This window comes from Winogradskyella thalassocola (assembly GCF_900099995.1).
Lineage (GTDB): Bacteria > Bacteroidota > Bacteroidia > Flavobacteriales > Flavobacteriaceae > Winogradskyella > Winogradskyella thalassocola.
The window spans coordinates 129,881-147,860 of the sequence record NZ_FNCZ01000009.1 but is presented as its reverse complement, the minus strand read 5'-3'; the positions used below and the strand labels follow the sequence as shown (position 1 = coordinate 147,860).

Sequence of the window (17,980 nt, the reverse complement as noted above, 5' to 3'; positions counted from 1 at the left end):
AATTTTGGTTCTTAAATTTAAGCATAAAAAAAATAAGCAGTAAACTAAATGCTATAGTTTACTGCTTATTGAAATTATTATAAGTCTTTAAAAAGGACTGAAACTATTTTTCTATCGCCGTTAACTCAGCAATTTTACAAATAACCTCAACAGCTTTTTGCATACTTTCTACAGGTACATATTCGTAACGCCCATGAAAATTATGGCCACCTGCAAAAATATTAGGGCAAGGTAATCCCATATAAGAGAGTTGAGAACCATCAGTTCCTCCACGTATCGCTTTAATTAATGGAGTCACTCCAACAGCTTTCATCGCTTCTTCTGCAATATCTACAATATGCATTACAGGTTCCACTTTCTCTTTCATGTTGAAGTACTGATCTTTTATTTCAATCTTAAAAACTTCACTTTCGTATTTTGTATTTAAATCGAAAACAATCTTTTCCAATAGCGCTTTTCGAGCTTCAAACTTATCCTTGTCATGATCTCTAATAATATATTGAAGTGTCGTTTCTTCAACATCTCCTTCAATATTATGCAAATGGAAAAATCCTTCGTAACCTTCGGTACATTCAGGTGTTTCTAATCGTGGTAAAATAGTAATAAACTCTGAAGCGTAATACATAGAATTGATCATTTTTCCTTTCGCATAACCAGGATGTACAATTTTACCTTTTACTTTAATCTTAGCTCCAGCAGCATTAAAATTTTCATATTCTAATTCTCCAACTTGGCTACCATCCATGGTATAAGCCCAATCTGCACCAAATTTTTCAACATCAAATTTATGAGCTCCTCTACCAATTTCTTCATCTGGGGTAAACCCAATTCTTATGGTGCCATGTTTAATTTCAGGATGATTAATAAGGTATTCCATAGCTGTTACAATCTCAGTAATACCAGCTTTATCATCGGCTCCTAAAAGGGTGGTACCATCTGTTGTGATTAAAGTCTGACCTTTATAAAGTAATAAGTCGTCGAAATAATCTGGGGACAGAATAATATTCTCTTCAGCATTTAAAACGATATCTTTTCCGTCATATTCACTGACAATTTGAGGTTTTACATTAGCACCTGTAAAATCAGGAGAGGTATCAAAATGAGATACAAATCCGATAACAGGGACATGGTGAGAAACATTACTAGGTAAGGTTGCCATGATATACGCATTCTCATCTATAGTCACATCACTTAGCCCTATCGCTTTTAGTTCTTCAACTAATTTATTAGCCAAATCCCATTGCTTTTTAGTGCTTGGTGTCGTTTCTGACTCTGGGTCTGATTCTGTATCTATTGTAACGTAACTAATAAAACGCTCTATTATATGCTGCATAAAATTATTTGTTTTGAAAATTAAAGTTTAAAGGTAATAACTGGAAGTTTAGAATGGTTAACGACATCTTCAGAAATACTACCACCAAAGAAATGACTGAGTCCTTTTCTTCCGTGAGTAATCATAGCTATCGCATCTGCCTGTTGTCTTTTTGCAAAACTTGATACTCCATCTTCGATATTATGATCTGAAATACGAGCAATAGAAACATCAGTTTCTTTTAATTTTGCAAGCTTTAAGAAGGTTTCAATTTTTTCGTCAATTTCATCAGTACTTAAAAAGCTTAGATTTGGAGAATTAATATGCAATAAAGTTGTCTTTTTACTTAATTTCAATAGTAACTCTAATGCCTTTTTAATAGCAGGAGCACTGTCTTCTGAAAAATCTGTAGCTAATACAATCTGTTCAAAATTAGTAGACTTTAGTTCTGATTTCACAACTAAAACTGGTGTGTTGCTATAGCGTACTACTTTCTCAGTGTTAGAACCAGTAAAAATTCCATCGTGATCACTATGACCTCTAGACCCCATAACAATTAAGTCTGCTCTAACATCATTTGCAACTGCTGCAACTTCTTTTAGAACTTTATGGTATTTAACCATTGGAGTTACTTCAAGACCTTCAAGATAGGGTTGATCTAAAAATGTTTCAAACTTTTTGTTCGCTACCATTAGCATAAATGCATTTTCTTGACCTCTTTCAGTGCTTGAAGCAGAGAAAATAGATTCAGACATTTCTAGCATATGCATTACAATTAACTCTGAGTTATGTTGTTTTGCTAATGAAGCAGCGGTTTCTAAAGCATATTCTGAATGTTTAGAAAAATCTACAGGAACTATAATTTTTTTCATGATATTTAGGTTTTGGTTTGGATTCCAAAGTTAGTAAAAAACTTAAGCATAAATAATGATATATAACAGTTTCTATTAAAATTAATAGCTTAAACCATGGTTTATTTTAAAGTGGAGTTGCTTATTTTTGTGATGTAAAATTCTTCTCATGTACAAAGCTTTAATCAGACCCATTTTATTCCTTTTTGATCCAGAAAAAGTACATTATTTCACCTTTTCGTTAATTCGGAATTTATCTAAAATACCAGGAGTAAAAAGTGTTTTTAAATCTCTTTATGTTATTGAAGACAAACAATTAGAACGTGAATTGTTTGGGTTAAAATTTAAAAACCCAGTAGGTTTAGCAGCAGGTTTTGATAAAAATGCGGTTTTATATAATGAATTGGCCAATTTCGGATTTGGTTTTATTGAAATAGGAACAGTAACACCAAAAGCTCAAGAAGGAAATCCTAAAAAACGCTTATTCAGACTAAAAGATGATAAAGGGATTATTAACCGCATGGGTTTTAATAATGAAGGTTTACAAGCTGCAATTTCACAACTAAAGAACAATAAAGGGCAACTTATTATTGGTGGAAATATTGGAAAAAATACGCAAACACTTCCTGAAAATTATACTAAAGATTATCTAGAGTGTTTTAATGCCTTACATCCTTATGTAGATTATTTTGTACTTAACGTCAGTTGTCCAAATGTAGGAAGCCACGCTAAATTAAATGATAAAGATTATTTGTTAGAGCTGATTTCTACGGTACAAGAAGCTAATGCTACATTTAGTAAGCAGAAACCCATTCTACTTAAAATTGCACCAGATTTAAACGATGTGCAATTAGATGAAATTGTAGAATTAATTGCAGAAACAAATCTCGATGGTGTTATTGCAAGTAATACCTCTATTGACAGAACAGGATTAAAAGCGAGTGATGCACGACTTAACGAGATTGGTAATGGTGGTTTAAGCGGACAACCAATTAAAGATAAATCGACTAAAGTCATTCAGTACTTAGCGGATAAAAGCAAAAAATCCTTTCCTATTATTGGAGTAGGAGGTATTCATTCTGCAGAAGATGCTTTAGAAAAAATAGCAGCTGGTGCCGATTTGGTTCAGGTGTATACCGGTTTTATTTATGAAGGGCCGAGTTTAATCAAACGCATTAATAAATTGATATTGAATAATCAATAATTTTGAATTTCGAAATTCTTACCGCATTTATAGGAGCCACAATTGCTTTGGCATTTGCTCCTGGACCAGATAATATTTATGTCTTAGTACAAAGTATTAGTCATGGTAAATCTTATGGGATGGCAACCGTTTGCGGTTTAATTACAGGTTGTATAATTCATACGACTTTATTAGCCTTTGGTGTTTCTGCTATCATAGCAGCAAATGAAAACCTATTCTTTGGTATTAAACTTTTAGGAGCCATTTATCTGTTATACCTAGCCTACAAAGTCTTTAAATCTGATGCAAGTCTTAATCTCAATTCCGAACATGTGCCTAAGAAAAGTCTAAAACAGTTATTTGTTCAAGGTTTTTTTATGAATGTTCTCAATCCAAAAGTGACCATTTTCTTTTTAGCGTTTTTTCCAGGGTTTTTATTTAGTGAAACGATGAGTACCGTTTGGCAGTTTTATATTTTAGGTGGACTTTTTATGCTGGTGTCTTTTATTATTTTTTCTATTATAGCGTTGCTTGCAGGACAAATTAAAACCTACACCTTAAAGCATAAAAATTCAGGTTTCGTTTTGAAATGGCTTCAGATTGTGGTATTTGTGGGGATTGCGGTTTTTATTCTCATTTAGAAAGATATTCTATATGACTTATGTTAACACATTCAGATAGTTATCGGAATCTCTAATTTAGAAGAATCATTTATGCTAATTATTATCGCCTTCAAATTCTATTTCGAGTTCAATTTCAATTTCAATTAATGTATATTTGAACTAATGAATAAAGCGGTTAAAATAATAGAATGTCCAAGAGATGCCATGCAAGGCATTAAGGCTTTTATACCTACAGAAAAGAAAGTACAATACATTCAATCGTTACTTCGTGTTGGTTTTGATACTATTGATTTCGGAAGTTTTGTATCTCCAAAAGCAATTCCGCAATTAGTAGATACAGCCGAAGTTTTAGCACAATTAGATTTGAGTAAAACAGAGAGTAAACTACTCGCCATTATTGCGAATACTCGTGGTGCAAATGACGCTTCAGTGCATAAGGAAATAGATTATTTAGGCTTTCCATTTTCGATATCTGAAAACTTTCAAATGCGTAATACGCACAAAACCATAGCACAATCGGTTGTTACGCTTTCTGAAATTTTAGAAATAGCAGATAAGAGTAATAAAGAAGTGGTGGTTTATATTTCTATGGGTTTTGGAAATCCGTATGGTGATCCTTGGAATGTAGATATAGTAGGAGAGTGGACCGAACGTTTAGCAAAACTGGGAGTTCGTATTTTATCTTTGAGTGATACCATTGGGAGCTCTAATCCTGAGAATATTGACTATTTGTTTTCAAATTTAATTCCTGAGTATCCAGATATTCAATTTGGTGCACATTTGCATACCACACCAAGCACATGGTTCGAAAAAATTGATGCAGCTTACAAAGCAGGTTGTCGTCGTTTTGATGGAGCTATACAGGGTTTTGGTGGTTGCCCAATGGCAAAAGATGAGTTAACAGGCAATATGCCAACCGAAAAAATGTTGTCTTACTTTACGCAGAAAAAAGCGCATAATCTTAATGCTATGTGTTTTGAAAGCTCTTATAATGAAGCGACTAAGATTTTTAGTGTGTATCATTAATAAAAAAAGCCTCCATTTTAAATGAAGGCTTTTTTAATATCTATTTTAAAAGTTTACTGTAATAAACTATATACAAATTCAGGATGACCACGTTCTCCTTCTGCATTAGTTAAGGCTAAGAATCTCAATTTATAAAGATTACCATCTGTATCATTAATTATATAAAAGACGTTATCTTTAAGAGAAGGTAATGAACCTGGTCCTCCACCATTTCTCCAGCTGCTTCCGATAATTCTTTGATCATTGGAAAAATTAGATGCAGCGACATCATTTATCGTGAAATTGTCATAAGATAGTTCCGTATTTTCTTCAGTATCTATCCTATAAACATCTACGTTAGCTAGGTTATTTGAAGCTACAAAATCTCCATAGAAATAAGCACCGTAACTATCAGTTCCGGCGAAAACTTCATCCGTAAAGGTTGTAAAGTTTAAATCCCAACTTGAAGATGTTGGTTCAACGTTAACAATACTTTCTGTAGTAAAGCTAAAGAATGTAAAGTTATAATTGCTGTCTTTAGAGATTGTAATTTCTTCATGTGTAGTGGCGTCTAAGTCGGCATATTGAATGGTGTAGTCATTCCCGTTTCTTAATACTCGGATTTTTTTCCAACCTCTTTCTTCATCTTTTAAATCAACAGAACCAGTTGCAGGTGTTTCTGTGCCTACTTCACTACCTAGATTAATCAAATATACTTTGTTTTCAGAGTCTGTAGCAGATATTTCACTGATAGCAGTACCATATATATTTCCGTCAAAAGCATCAACAAAAGCTAAATTTGCAGTATCAAAAATACCAACTTTAGCTAGAGGTTGTAAATCTATTACTTCTTGAGTTGTTGAATTTACGGCATCAATGTCATCAAATGATAATTCTGCTGCAGCCATTTCTATAGAACCATTAATAGCAACCCTGAAATCTGAACCAGAGTAAAATCCTAGGTCCCAAGAATCACGTTGCGCTGATGTCGTTGTGTTTGTACTTAAATCAATATAAACTTGGTTTTGTTGATTAGGGCCTCCAACTTCTGGAGCGATAGAAGCACCTTCAATCACAATAGTAAGCGGGCCAGAAACGTCGTCGTCGCTACTACAGCTAGAAAATGCAATAATACATAGGCATAAAGCCGTTTTTAAAAATTTATTTGTCATAATATTTAGTGTTTAAAAATTTAGGTTATATAATAGTTTTAAATAAAAAGATCTTCCATAGCCTAACAATAAAGCATTACTGTTAGTAGAGTGTGTACCACCAGTGGCAGCATTGTTAACGTTTACATTGGTGACATCTAATAGGTTTCGTGCACCAAGCGTAACTTTAATTTTATTGTCTAAAAATGATTTTTTTACAGAGGCGTCTAACCAACTGTAAGCATCCGTTGTTGCTTTTGAGAATGTTGAATTACCATCCGTATCAGATCCAGACGCTAAGTATTGTTCTTGCTCTCCGTTGTATTTTAATAATAAGGTGAATGAGGTATCCCAAGGTTCCACAAAATAGGATGCACTTGTATTGACTTGAAAATTGTACAGAAAATCATCAGTGCCATTAACTTCATTACTATTGATTCTAGAAATACCTTGAAACGTTGCTCCTAAGTTGAATGATAACTTATCTAATTTTAATGAATTTTCTAATGAAAGACTCCACAGTTTAAATTTATCAATGTTTATAAATTGATATCGCAAAGGACTGGTATTAACGACAGCCAAATCAATTCTATCTGAAACATCGACATAGCTTAACTTTAAGTTGTTGACTAAAGACAGGTCATTAAACCAACTTCTCTTTTTTAGATTCACAAAGGCTGAAAATCCATTCTCTGGATTTAAGTTTTCATTACCCTGAACATCATGATTAGAATCTACAAAATAGTAGTATAACTCTTCAAAATTAGGTGTTCTATAAGAGGTACCGACATTTGCTCTAAGTTCAAAACCATGATCCATTAAATAACGCGCACTTAAAGAGCCCATTAATTTTGATTTAAAAAGTGAATTATATTCATAGCGTACACCAGGACGTAAAGAGAATGCATTGGATAAGTTTAATTCGGAAGACCCAAAAATGGCCGAGTTAGTCTGCTTATTGGTTTTATCTCGTTGAGTAACATCACCTGAAGCTTGTGTGTCAAAGCCTTCAATATAGCGCGCTTCATAACCGAGTTGGAAATTATAAAAATCACTTTTCACTAAGTTGTCTATAGTTCCTTTAGAAAAGAAGACTTTACTAGATTGGTAGGTTTCATCCGTTTCATTACTGCGTTCTTTACTTAAAATGAAATAGTTAAATTCGTTTAAGTCGCGTTCTTGTTGTTGGTAGGAGAGTGCTACGTTATAGTTAGCTCCAGAATTTAAGTTACCATCAATATTAAGATTGTTGACAAATCGGTTGGTGGTAAATATGCGATCTGTAGCAGATGGATTACTCGTTTGATTTTGAGTATCAATATTTGCTCTTACAGCGGCATCATAGTAATTAATTTGCTCGTTAAAGTATTCAAACTTGTATAGTACTCTAAAATTATTGCCTTTATAATTAATCAAAGCATTGGTGTTTAATTGCTGTTTTGGCAACCATTCATAACCTCTAAGACCGTCATTTTGGTAATAATCTTGTCCTTGGCGTTGGTTGAAAAATCCAGCGAAATCATTTCGGTTAACTCCAATTTTAGCCATCCATTTCTCATTAATATTATGAGCTACACTAAAGGATTGGATATGTCTACCTTCATCAAACAAAGCATACTCATCACTTACGGTTTCTTCTTGTAAATAGGCTCGAATGTTCCATGTGTTAGCAATAGACTTTTTAGTAATAATATTAATCACTCCAGAAACAGCATTCGCACCAAATTCTACTCCCATGGCACCTTCAACGATTTCAATACGTTCAATAGCATCGAGATTAATTTGTGTTAAATCAATGTCATTCCCTAAACCATTATCACTAACCATGGGGATGTTATCCACCAAAATATTGAAATATTGAGAGTCTAATCCAAAGAACGAAATCGTAGAGCGTCCTGTTTGGGCATTAGGAATAATAGTAAGGTTAAGGTTGAAATTTAATAAATCGGCCAAATTGTTTGCCGCAACTTGCTCAATCTGAGTTCTATTAATAACAATGACATTATGTACGGACTTTTTAATAGAGGTTGGATTATACTGGCCAGTAACAACGACTTCATCTAAAGGTTTAACTTTAATACTGTCCGTTGGTGTTTCACTTTTCTGAGCAAAAGACCATGAAAAGAAAATAATTGAAAAATAAATTGAGATTTTATTTTTATTTAGACTCATTCTTGATAAATTTGTCGCAAATATATAATCTTATTTTAATTCATTCTAAATAAGAATAGTTTTTTTTGAATAATTTTAAAACACATCATTTATCTTTTAAATATGAAAAAAGTAATACCAGTTTTAGCCATTGTATTAGCATTTACTTTAAGTAGTAACGCACAAAAAAAGAAGACTCTAGATCAGGAAGCCATTAAAGATATGTGTGGTTGTTTTGAAGTAACGTTCAATTTTACGGAGACCTTCAACTATAGTAATGATTCGATTTACAGACCTTCAGAAACCAAAGTTGATAAAGGTTTAGAGTACGCTTTTGCTATAGAAGATGAAGATGATAAAATTTCAATTCAACATTTATTACAAGTTGGGCGAACTGATAGTCCACATATTGTAAAACACTGGAGACAAGATTGGTTATTTCAAAACCAAGACTTTTATATGTATAATGGCGATAATAATTGGACCTTTGAAAAAAAATCTAAGGATGCTGTAAAAGGACAGTGGACGCAGAAGGTGTTTCAGGTAGATGATAGTCCACGGTATGAAGGTTCTGGTACTTGGGTTCATGTAGATGGTAAGAATTACTGGGAAAACACAACAACAGCGCCATTACCGAGACGTGAATACACCAAACGTAGCGATTACAATATTACATTTAGAGGTAACCGTCACGAGATTACTAACTATGGTTGGGTTCACGATCAAGATAATGATAAAGTGTTACGAGAAACTGGAAAAGAAGATGTTATTATTGCAAAAGAAAAAGGATTTAATACGTATAAAAAAGTAGATGATAGTAGATGCCAAGCTTCAATAGACTGGTGGAAAGCACAACAAGATAAATGGGCTTTAGTAAGAACAAAATGGGAAGCTGTTTACAACAGAAATAAAGATTTAACCCTTGAGGAAAAAGTGGATAATAAAGTATTGTTTAAATACTTATTAGATGATGACATCACAGCAGAAAAAGACATTAATAGTATTATAGAATCTTTTGTAAAATAGAAAATTAAAAATAAACCATTATATATATGAAAACAATTAAATCGATACTAGTCATCCTTTTTGTGGCCTTGTCTTTATCTACTTTCGCACAGAATGAAAATATCTTTTTAGATCGTGAGTTTTGGGGAACCCAACCAACGGTAGAAACTGTAAAACAGAAAATAATTGAAGGTAACAATCCTGCTGAAGCCAATGGTAATAATTTTGATGGAGTCGTTTACGCTACGTTGCAAGATGCACCCTTAAAGACCGTTATTTACATGATTTCTCAAAAAGGAAATGACGTCAATAAATTAACACACGATGGTAGAACCTATGCGTTTTGGGCAGCTTATAAAGGCAATGCTGAATTAGTGCAATACCTATTAGAAAATGGGGCAAAAACTAATATAACAGACGATAAAGGGAATTCTATAATCAATTTTGCTGCTGGTTCTGGTCAACAAAATACTAAGGTATATGATCTTGTTATTAAATATGGAGCAGACCTTCAGAAAGATTTAAATACAGATGGAGCAAACGCTTTATTAATAGCAGCGCCAAATGATCCAGATTTTAAATTAGTATCATACTTCCAGTCTAAAGGTTTAGATATTAATAGTGTTGACAGTGATGGTAATGGTATTTTTAATTACGTTACCAAAAAAGGTGAGATTGAATCATTAAATGCTTTATTAAAAAAAGGAATCAAAGGCACTGATGAAGCTTTCATATTTGCAGCAAATGGAGCAAGAGGGACATCTAATGGCATTGAGGTTTATAAATATTTAGAACGTGTGGGTTTAAATCCAAATGTAACTAATAAAGAAGGTGTGTCGGCACTACATATTTTGGCAGCTAGAAGTAAAGATTTAGATGTAATTAAATTTTTACTAGATAAAGGCTTAGAGGTGAGTACTAAAGATTCTAAAGGAAATAATGCCTTAATGCATGCAGCTTCAAGCAATAACTTAGAGGTCGTTAAACTTTTAGCTGATAATATAAAAAGCTATAATGACACCAACACGAAAGACCAATCCGCTTTAACTTTAGCTGTAGGTGGAAATACATCAGATGTTGTAGAATTCTTAATTAAGAAAGGCTCTAAAACTACTATTGTAGATAATGAAGGAAACAATTTAGTTTATTATTTAATTGATTCTTATTCAACGAGAGATAAAGAAGCGTTTTCTGAAAAAATGGAATTATTAGCAGCTAATAAGGTCGACTTAACTAAAGTGCAAAAAAATGGAAATACTTGGTTTCATTTAGCAGCTGAAAAAAATAGCCTTGATTTATTAAAATTGGCATTAAAAATGAATCAAGATATCAATGCAAAAAACAGTGAAGGAAATACAGCTTTACATTTGGCTGCATTAAAAGCTAACGATGATTCTGTTCTTAAGTTTCTTATAGAAAATGGAGCAAAGAAAGATATCGTTACAGATTTTGAAGAATCTGCTTATGATTTAGCACAAGAAAATGAGTTGCTAAAAAAGGGTAATATCTCAATTGAATTTTTAAAATAATATAATTTTGAATATGAAGAACATACGTACAATAGCATTATTATGTGTCGTAATATTTAGTTTAGTATCATTTACTAATCCAGTAGAATCTACAAAGTACAAATGCATGATTCAAATGACCAACTATACAGGTGAAGGTGCCTATATTGTTATTTCATTATTGAATCCTGAAGGCGACTATGTAGAAACTTTAAATGTCATTGGCGACGACGACGAATGGTATAATACAGTAGAGTCTTGGTGGGATTTTTACGGCAAAAAACGTAACGATATTGATGCTATTACAGGAGCCACAGTGAGTGGAGGAGAACGTACTATTAATGTTATTGAAATTGATAACGACAAACTAGATAAAGGTTATAAATTAAGATTTGAAACCGCTGTTGAAGATCAAGACTATTACGAAAGTGATGTGGAATTTGAGTTAACCTCAGAAACTATTAAGTCTAAAGTAGAAGGCCAAGGTTTTATCCGTTACATCCGAATGATGCCTCAATAAAACAGACACTATGACCATTTCCATTTGGAGATACAGTCATTTAGTTTTGGCTGTCATATCTTCTTTGTTCATTTTAATAGCATCGGTAACAGGTGCTATTTTGGCGTTTGAACCCATTACAAATCAGTTGCAACCGTATGCTGTTTCTGGGACGAACGAGATTTCTCTTGCTGAAACCTTAAGTGTGTTGCAACAAGAATATGATGAAGTCTTTACACTCGAAATTGATAATAACGATTTTGTAAGTGCATCAGTCATTACGAAAGAAGGGGACAGTGAAACCTTTTATATCAATCCTATTACCGGCGAAAAATTAGGTGATATTATAAAGAAAGCACCAATTTATGAATTCGCAACCAACCTTCACCGTTCGCTATTTTTAAAAACAACAGGTCGTGTTTTCATAGGTGTGGTGTCCTTTTTGTTATTTCTGATTTCAGTAACAGGAATTCAATTAATATTAAAACGTCAAGGTGGTATCAAACGTTTCTTTTCTAAAGTGGTTAGAGAAAATTTTGATCAGTATTACCATGTCGTTATTGGTCGATATACCTTGATTCCTATTGTGATTATTACGCTTTCAGGTGTGTTTCTATCACTTGAAAAATTTGATTTACTTCCTGATTCGAAAATCTCACATAATTATCCTGAGCAAGATGACGTTGAACACAAATTAGACATCATAGAGTTTCAAACATTTCAAGATATAAAACTTGAAGATGTAAGCTATGTAGAATTTCCATTTTCTGATGATATTGAAGATTATTTCACCGTTAAATTATCTGATAAGGAAATTTTAGTCAATCAATATACAGGAGCTATCGTCAGCAACCAAAACACATCGTTTGTAGCATTGGCATCTAATTGGAGCTTAATTTTGCATACAGGTCAAGGGACTATTTTATGGTCAATAATGTTGTTATTAGCGAGTTTGGCCATTTTATTCTTTATGTATTCTGGTTTTGCCATGACGTTAAAACGACGAAAAGAAACCTCGAAAATTAAGAATAAATTCAAAAAAAATGAGGCAGACTACATCATTTTAGTAGGTTCAGAAACTGGAAACACTTTTAATTCTGCCAAGCTATTTTATGACGCTTTAATCGCAGAAGGTCATTCGGTTTTTATTACAGCTTTAAACGCGTATTCAGAATATAAAAAGGCTAAACATGTCATCGTTTTTGTATCAACTTACGGAGAAGGTGAAGCTCCAACAAGTGCTTCAAATTTCGAAAAGTTATTTCAAAAAACGCATCAGAAGCAAACGATGAAGTATGCAGTTGTTGGTTTTGGATCGCTTATGTATCCTGACTATTGTAAATATGCCATTGAAGTCGATGAGATGTTTCAAATGCAAGATCATTTTGTGGAACACCTTCCGCTTTTCAAAATTAATAACCAATCCTTTGAGGCTTATAAAACGTGGATTAAGCAATGGAATGAGCGCACTAATCACGATTTAAAAATCAAGTTTCAAAAACCTCAAGTCAATTTAAAAAAATTAAAGGAGTTTAAGGTTATTAATAAATCAGAACCTAATAATGACGATTCGTTTTTGGTACAATTACGACCTAATAAAAAAGTGAAATTTGAGTCTGGTGATTTATTGTCTTTATATCCGGAAGCGGATTTTATTGAACGCCAATATTCCATTGGTAAAATAGAAAATGACATTATTTTAAGTATTAAAAAACACGAATTTGGGGTCTGCTCTAATTATTTCAACAACTTAAAAGTAAACGAGATTGTTAAAGCACAAGTCAAACGAAACCTAGATTTTCATTTTCCAACGGATGTAAAAGACGTGGTAATGATAGCCAACGGTACAGGAATTGCTCCGTTTTTGGGAATGATTAATGATAATCAAAGTAAAATAAAAACCCACTTATTTTGGGGAGGACGTACACAAGATTCTCTAAGTATTTATGAAAATATTATAGATTCTGCGTTTAGTAAAAAGACCTTATCTAGTTTTCATATTGCGTATTCACAAGAGCAGAAAGATAAAATTTACGTTCAAGATTTAATTTTAGAGCATCAAGACTTGTTGAGTGGTGTTTTGAATGCTAATGGAGTCATAATGATTTGTGGTTCTGTGGCTATGCAAAATCGCGTTTTAGAAGTGTTGCATACCATCACTACAACACACTTAGACAAACCGTTAAGTGCTTTTGAAAACAACGATCAGCTTAAAATGGATTGTTATTGATTATTAATAGATTGTTAAGTGTTGCAAATAGCCTTTCAATATGTTATAATTTGTCAATATTAATTGTACTTTTGCGTGCAATTAAATTTTAATTGCCATGACAGCACACGAAAATAAAATTGTTGGAGAAGGTCTTACTTACGATGACGTACTCTTAGTTCCAGCATTTTCAGAAGTTCTTCCTCGCGAAGTCAATATTCAAACTAAATTTACACGAAATATAACCATTAACATTCCTGTGATTTCCGCAGCTATGGATACGGTTACCGAAAGTAAAATGGCGATTGCCATGGCGCAAGAAGGTGGAATTGGCGTGTTGCACAAAAACATGACGATTGAGCAGCAAGCTGATAAAGTACGAAAAGTAAAGCGTGCAGAAAGCGGTATGATTATCGATCCTGTGACCTTACCATTAACCGCTACTGTTTTTGATGCCAAATCTAATATGGCCGAACATGGTATTGGTGGAATTCCTATCGTTGATGACAACGGAATCTTAAAAGGGATCGTTACCAACAGAGATTTACGTTTTGAGCACGAAAGCAAAAAAGCCATCGTTGACGTTATGACTAAAGAAAATTTAGTCACTGCAGCTGTTGGAACCTCTTTAAAAGATGCTGAAAAAATTCTTCAACAAAACAAAATTGAAAAATTATTAATTGTTGATGATAATTATAAACTAAAAGGTCTAATTACGTTTAGAGATATCACTAAGGTGACGCAAAAGCCAAATGCAAATAAAGATTCTTACGGAAGATTGCGTGTTGCAGCGGCTATTGGTGTTACTGCAGATGCTGTAGAACGTGTTTCTGCATTAGTAAATGCCGGTGTTGATGCGGTAATTATTGATACTGCTCATGGTCATACCAAAGGTGTGGTTTTAGTTTTAAAAGAGATTAAAAAGAAGTTTCCAAAATTGGACGTTATTGTTGGTAACATCGCTACAGGTGAAGCAGCAAAATATTTGGTAGAAGCTGGTGCAGATGCAGTAAAAGTAGGAATTGGTCCCGGATCAATTTGTACAACTAGAGTAGTAGCAGGAGTTGGTTTTCCTCAGTTCTCTGCGGTTTTAGAAGTCGCTGCAGCTATTAAAGGTTCAGGTGTTCCTGTGATTGCAGATGGTGGAATTCGTTATACAGGTGATATTCCTAAAGCGATTGCGGCTGGTGCAGATACGGTAATGCTAGGTTCGCTTTTAGCAGGAACTAAAGAAAGTCCTGGAGATACGATTATATACGAAGGTCGAAAATTTAAATCGTACCGAGGCATGGGTTCTGTGGAAGCCATGAAACAAGGAAGTAAGGATCGTTATTTCCAAGATGTTGAAGATGATATTAAAAAATTAGTACCAGAAGGTATTGTTGGTCGTGTGCCATATAAAGGTGAGTTGGTAGAAAGTATTCATCAGTTTATTGGTGGACTTAGAGCAGGAATGGGCTATTGTGGTGCAAAAGACATTGCCACTTTAAAAGAAACCGGACGTTTTGTAAAAATCACAAGTTCTGGGATTAATGAAAGTCATCCTCATGATGTAACGATTACTAATGAGTCACCTAATTATTCAAGATAATTAAATTCCTGTGAAAGCAGTAATCTATATAAAAAACAAAAACAGCATCTTTTAGGATGCTGTTCTTTTGTTACTATAATAATCTAGGGGTTGTTTTAAATTTCTTTTTATCAGCAATTATTCTAGTCCTTTTTTTTCAGGGTTCCAGAAAGGTTTAGTTTTTATTCGTTTGGTGTCCCAATGCAATTCCTTCCTGAAAAAATGATTTATAGCAATACATGTTCTGCTATCACCAGCAATATAAGCTATCGTTTTGTCCTTTAGAGTAGGGATTATTTCTTTTAATTGAACAATAATTTCATGGTAAGGGTTTTCAGGTAATTCATGAAAGTTAAAAGGAAAGCGTCCATCAATATCCGGAAATAATTCACTTTTATCAGAATTATAGATGACACTAACTATTTGCTTATCCTTGCCAATATTGCGGTTAATCATGTATAAATGAGACAGGGCAGAACGGTCTCCTATCATAATATAGCTATCCGCTGAATCGTCTGCAGTAAAATTACCTTTCTTCCATTTGTAATAAATGGTATCACCTTCTTTACAATCTTTTGCCCATTGAGAGCCTACACCATTACTATGAGTAGCAATTGCTAAATCTAATGTGCCTTTTTCTTTGTCAATATCCCAAACGCTGTAGCTTCTTATTTTGTCTTTCATAGACAGTTCTTCTTTGCCTATACCTAAAGCCATTCTTAAGAAAGCACCAGGTGTAAACGTAGCTTTACGAATACTGTCTCCTTGCAGACGAATTCTAAAAGCACTCTTAGAAAGTGTAACCTTTTCTATAATAGTAGCTTCCTCTAAGACTACAGTTTTTAATATATTTTCTAAAATGCTCAATGGTCTTAAATTTAGTTTTGAACGTGATTTTGATGGTAAGCCTCTATTAGCCTTAAAGCCGATTTATGTGGTCTACCAGCAGCTTTTTCATAATCAGAATGCACATCATTGGCACCATTTTTAATGCCTTCGTAAATTCCTGCTATGATAGTTCCTAGAAACTCACCAAGCTCAGCTATTCTATCCGCTTTATAAGCTGCTACAGAAAGCGTATTATAAACTAGTTTTGTACCGTAAACCTGATTAATAAAGTCTGCAAGTTGCTTTTGAGAAATCGCTTCACCGACTAAATTATAGGTATTGCCATTATGCTTTTCCTCTAATAACATTTTAGCATAGGCAAATCCTAATTCTTCACGACTCGTATACGTACATTTTCCTTGGTCTGCGGAATTTCTTATCTCACCGTCTTTTATGTAGGTATCTATATACTCTAAATCGGGTTCAATATAAATGCCGTTTCTACCAATAACCCATTGTAAACCGGAGTTACGGATGTCTTCTTCCGTCTGACGATTACTTTGTACTACAGGACTAAAAGCATTGTTTTCTTCAGCACCAACAATACTCGTATATACTATTTTTTGAACGCCGTTTTGTTTGGCTGCTTCAATAACATTGCGGTGTTGTTGTATTCTTTTCTGTGGATCATCCATACCAGAAACTAACAATACGATGTCTATACCTTTTAAAGCGGCGTTGAAATCTTCACGGCTGTTGTAATCACCTTTTCTAACTTCTACACCTAAGTGTTCTGCCTTTTTTGTGGTTCGAGCTATGGCTATGACATTTTCTTTTTTAGTGGCTTTTAAAAGTGCTTTTACAATGGCAGATCCTAAATGTCCGCCTGCTGATGTTACTGCAATTTTCATAATATGTGTTTGTTTATGAATGTTTCGATTTTAATTCTTCTAACTCTTTTTCAAGTTGATCGGCTTTCATTTTAAATTTATCCATAGCCTTTTTTAATTGATGGATTTTTTTAAAAGCTTCTTCATCCTGAACTGCTTAATATGTAGTTTCTCCTTCTTTTACCTTTATCTTAGAATAGCTCCCACAAGTAGGGCATTTTGCGACGTCGCTCATAATATGTTTTATAGCAAAGGTCTTCATATTACTAAGATTGTAAAAGGTAAATCCGTTATTAAAAATGGTAAATCTGAAACCTATAGGCTAAAATGAGGTTTTGAATTCCTTAGGAGAAAGGCCTGTGTGTTTTTTGAAAAACTTAGAGAAATTGGTGACTTCATCAAATCCATTTTGAAAAGCCACTTCTTTAAGACTTATAGTGCTACTAAAAATGTCGCGCTTAATTTCTAGAATCACGTAGTTATCAATAAAATGTTTGGCAGTATTTAGGGTACTTGCTCTAACTATGGTGTTGAGATGTTTTGTTGATATGTTTAGCAGTTGTGCGTAATCTTTGACGTTCCGTGTTTTTATATAATGTTCTTCTACCAAATCCTTGAAAGTCATAAAGAGACTTTGGTGTTTTTTATTGAACGTTTCATTTGAGACTTTATGAGCTTCGCGCTCTAATTTCAATAAAAATAGCTCTAATATTTTAGCAATTATTTCCTTTTGAGCGTAAGTGTATTTGCTTTGAATCTCTTCAGTTATCCGTTCTAAAAAAAAGTCGGTTAAAGTGCTGTTTTCAACTAATGGATCTGAAATATGATAGTTGTATAAATGCGAAATAAATTCGACCGAAGATTTTGAGAAATATTTTAAAATAAAATCTTCTGTAAATACGACAAGATACCCATCGTATTGAAAATGATCTTGAAAAGCATGTACCTGCCCTTTTGCAATTTTAAGTACAGAGCCTTTTTGGATGTTGTAAGTTTTTAAATCGATTTGATGTTCACCTTTACCTTCTGTTACAATCAATAAGGCGAAAAAGGAAATTCGGTGTGGCTGATGTGGATTGTGATTGGGATCTTTTTTAATTCGTGAGAATAATTCGTCTAATGAAATACATTCAATATCCGTAGCTCCTTCGCTACTTTTAAAAGCTACATTTGGGAAATGATTCAATGATGAATT

15 protein-coding genes are annotated in these 17,980 nt (G+C 33.4%); 8 read left to right on the top strand and 7 right to left on the bottom strand.

Annotated elements, in window-relative coordinates; all coding sequences use genetic code 11:
- Positions 1-103: 103 nt before the first annotated feature.
- Both pepT and BLT80_RS17060 read right to left on the bottom strand, forming a co-directional pair.
- Complete coding sequence (pepT, locus tag BLT80_RS17065; RefSeq protein WP_092470221.1) at positions 104-1,333, bottom strand: peptidase T; 1,230 nt, start codon at positions 1,331-1,333, stop codon at positions 104-106.
- Positions 1,334-1,353: 20 nt separating this feature from the next.
- Positions 1,354-2,184 (bottom strand): universal stress protein, encoded by an 831-nt coding sequence (locus BLT80_RS17060; protein ID WP_092470219.1) that lies wholly within the window; start codon positions 2,182-2,184, stop codon positions 1,354-1,356.
- A 148-nt stretch (positions 2,185-2,332) separates the two neighbouring features.
- Between BLT80_RS17060 and BLT80_RS17055 the strand changes: the two genes are divergently transcribed.
- The 3 genes from BLT80_RS17055 to BLT80_RS17045 all read left to right on the top strand — a co-directional run bounded on the left by BLT80_RS17055 (position 2,333) and on the right by BLT80_RS17045 (position 4,995).
- A complete protein-coding gene (locus tag BLT80_RS17055; RefSeq protein WP_092470217.1) occupies positions 2,333-3,367 on the top strand; it encodes a quinone-dependent dihydroorotate dehydrogenase in 1,035 nt (344 codons plus the stop codon).
- Positions 3,368-3,369: 2 nt separating this feature from the next.
- Positions 3,370-3,987: a LysE family translocator gene (locus BLT80_RS17050; RefSeq protein WP_092470215.1), complete on the top strand. Its 618-nt coding sequence runs from the start codon at positions 3,370-3,372 to the stop codon at positions 3,985-3,987.
- A gap of 144 nt (positions 3,988-4,131) precedes the next feature.
- Positions 4,132-4,995: a hydroxymethylglutaryl-CoA lyase gene (locus BLT80_RS17045; protein ID WP_092470213.1), complete on the top strand. Its 864-nt coding sequence runs from the start codon at positions 4,132-4,134 to the stop codon at positions 4,993-4,995.
- Positions 4,996-5,048: 53 nt separating this feature from the next.
- Here BLT80_RS17045 and BLT80_RS17040 read toward each other — a convergent pair whose 3' ends face one another.
- Together BLT80_RS17040 and BLT80_RS17035 are read right to left on the bottom strand one after the other, a co-directional pair.
- Positions 5,049-6,146 (bottom strand): HmuY family protein, encoded by a 1,098-nt coding sequence (locus BLT80_RS17040; protein ID WP_092470211.1) that lies wholly within the window; start codon positions 6,144-6,146, stop codon positions 5,049-5,051.
- Positions 6,147-6,158: 12 nt separating this feature from the next.
- Positions 6,159-8,297: a TonB-dependent receptor plug domain-containing protein gene (locus BLT80_RS17035; protein ID WP_092470209.1), complete on the bottom strand. Its 2,139-nt coding sequence runs from the start codon at positions 8,295-8,297 to the stop codon at positions 6,159-6,161.
- 102 nt (positions 8,298-8,399) lie between these two features.
- On the opposite strand from BLT80_RS17035, the gene BLT80_RS17030 reads away from it, so the two are divergent.
- From BLT80_RS17030 to guaB, 5 genes are all read left to right on the top strand, one after another.
- On the top strand, positions 8,400-9,302 hold the full coding sequence (locus BLT80_RS17030; protein ID WP_092470208.1) for a DUF6607 family protein: 903 nt from the start codon (positions 8,400-8,402) through the stop codon (positions 9,300-9,302).
- A gap of 26 nt (positions 9,303-9,328) precedes the next feature.
- On the top strand, positions 9,329-10,810 hold the full coding sequence (locus tag BLT80_RS17025) for an ankyrin repeat domain-containing protein (RefSeq protein ID WP_092470206.1): 1,482 nt from the start codon (positions 9,329-9,331) through the stop codon (positions 10,808-10,810).
- A gap of 13 nt (positions 10,811-10,823) precedes the next feature.
- Positions 10,824-11,309 carry a DUF2271 domain-containing protein gene (locus BLT80_RS17020; protein ID WP_092470203.1) on the top strand — a complete coding sequence of 162 codons (486 nt, stop codon included), beginning with the start codon at positions 10,824-10,826 and terminating at the stop codon, positions 11,307-11,309.
- Between the two features lie 10 nt (positions 11,310-11,319).
- Complete coding sequence (locus tag BLT80_RS17015) at positions 11,320-13,518, top strand: PepSY domain-containing protein (RefSeq protein WP_092470202.1); 2,199 nt, start codon at positions 11,320-11,322, stop codon at positions 13,516-13,518.
- Between the two features lie 97 nt (positions 13,519-13,615).
- Positions 13,616-15,088 (top strand): IMP dehydrogenase, encoded by a 1,473-nt coding sequence (guaB, locus tag BLT80_RS17010; protein WP_092470200.1) that lies wholly within the window; start codon positions 13,616-13,618, stop codon positions 15,086-15,088.
- A gap of 117 nt (positions 15,089-15,205) precedes the next feature.
- Here the strand turns inward: guaB and BLT80_RS17005 are convergent, their stop codons facing one another.
- The 3 genes from BLT80_RS17005 to BLT80_RS16995 all read right to left on the bottom strand — a co-directional run bounded on the left by BLT80_RS17005 (position 15,206) and on the right by BLT80_RS16995 (position 17,971).
- On the bottom strand, positions 15,206-15,934 hold the full coding sequence (locus BLT80_RS17005; protein ID WP_092470199.1) for a siderophore-interacting protein: 729 nt from the start codon (positions 15,932-15,934) through the stop codon (positions 15,206-15,208).
- An 11-nt stretch (positions 15,935-15,945) separates the two neighbouring features.
- Positions 15,946-16,806, bottom strand: a complete 861-nt coding sequence (locus tag BLT80_RS17000) for an SDR family oxidoreductase (protein ID WP_092470197.1) — start codon at positions 16,804-16,806, stop codon at positions 15,946-15,948.
- A 301-nt stretch (positions 16,807-17,107) separates the two neighbouring features.
- Complete coding sequence (locus tag BLT80_RS16995; RefSeq protein WP_092470195.1) at positions 17,108-17,971, bottom strand: helix-turn-helix domain-containing protein; 864 nt, start codon at positions 17,969-17,971, stop codon at positions 17,108-17,110.
- Positions 17,972-17,980 lie beyond the last annotated feature (9 nt).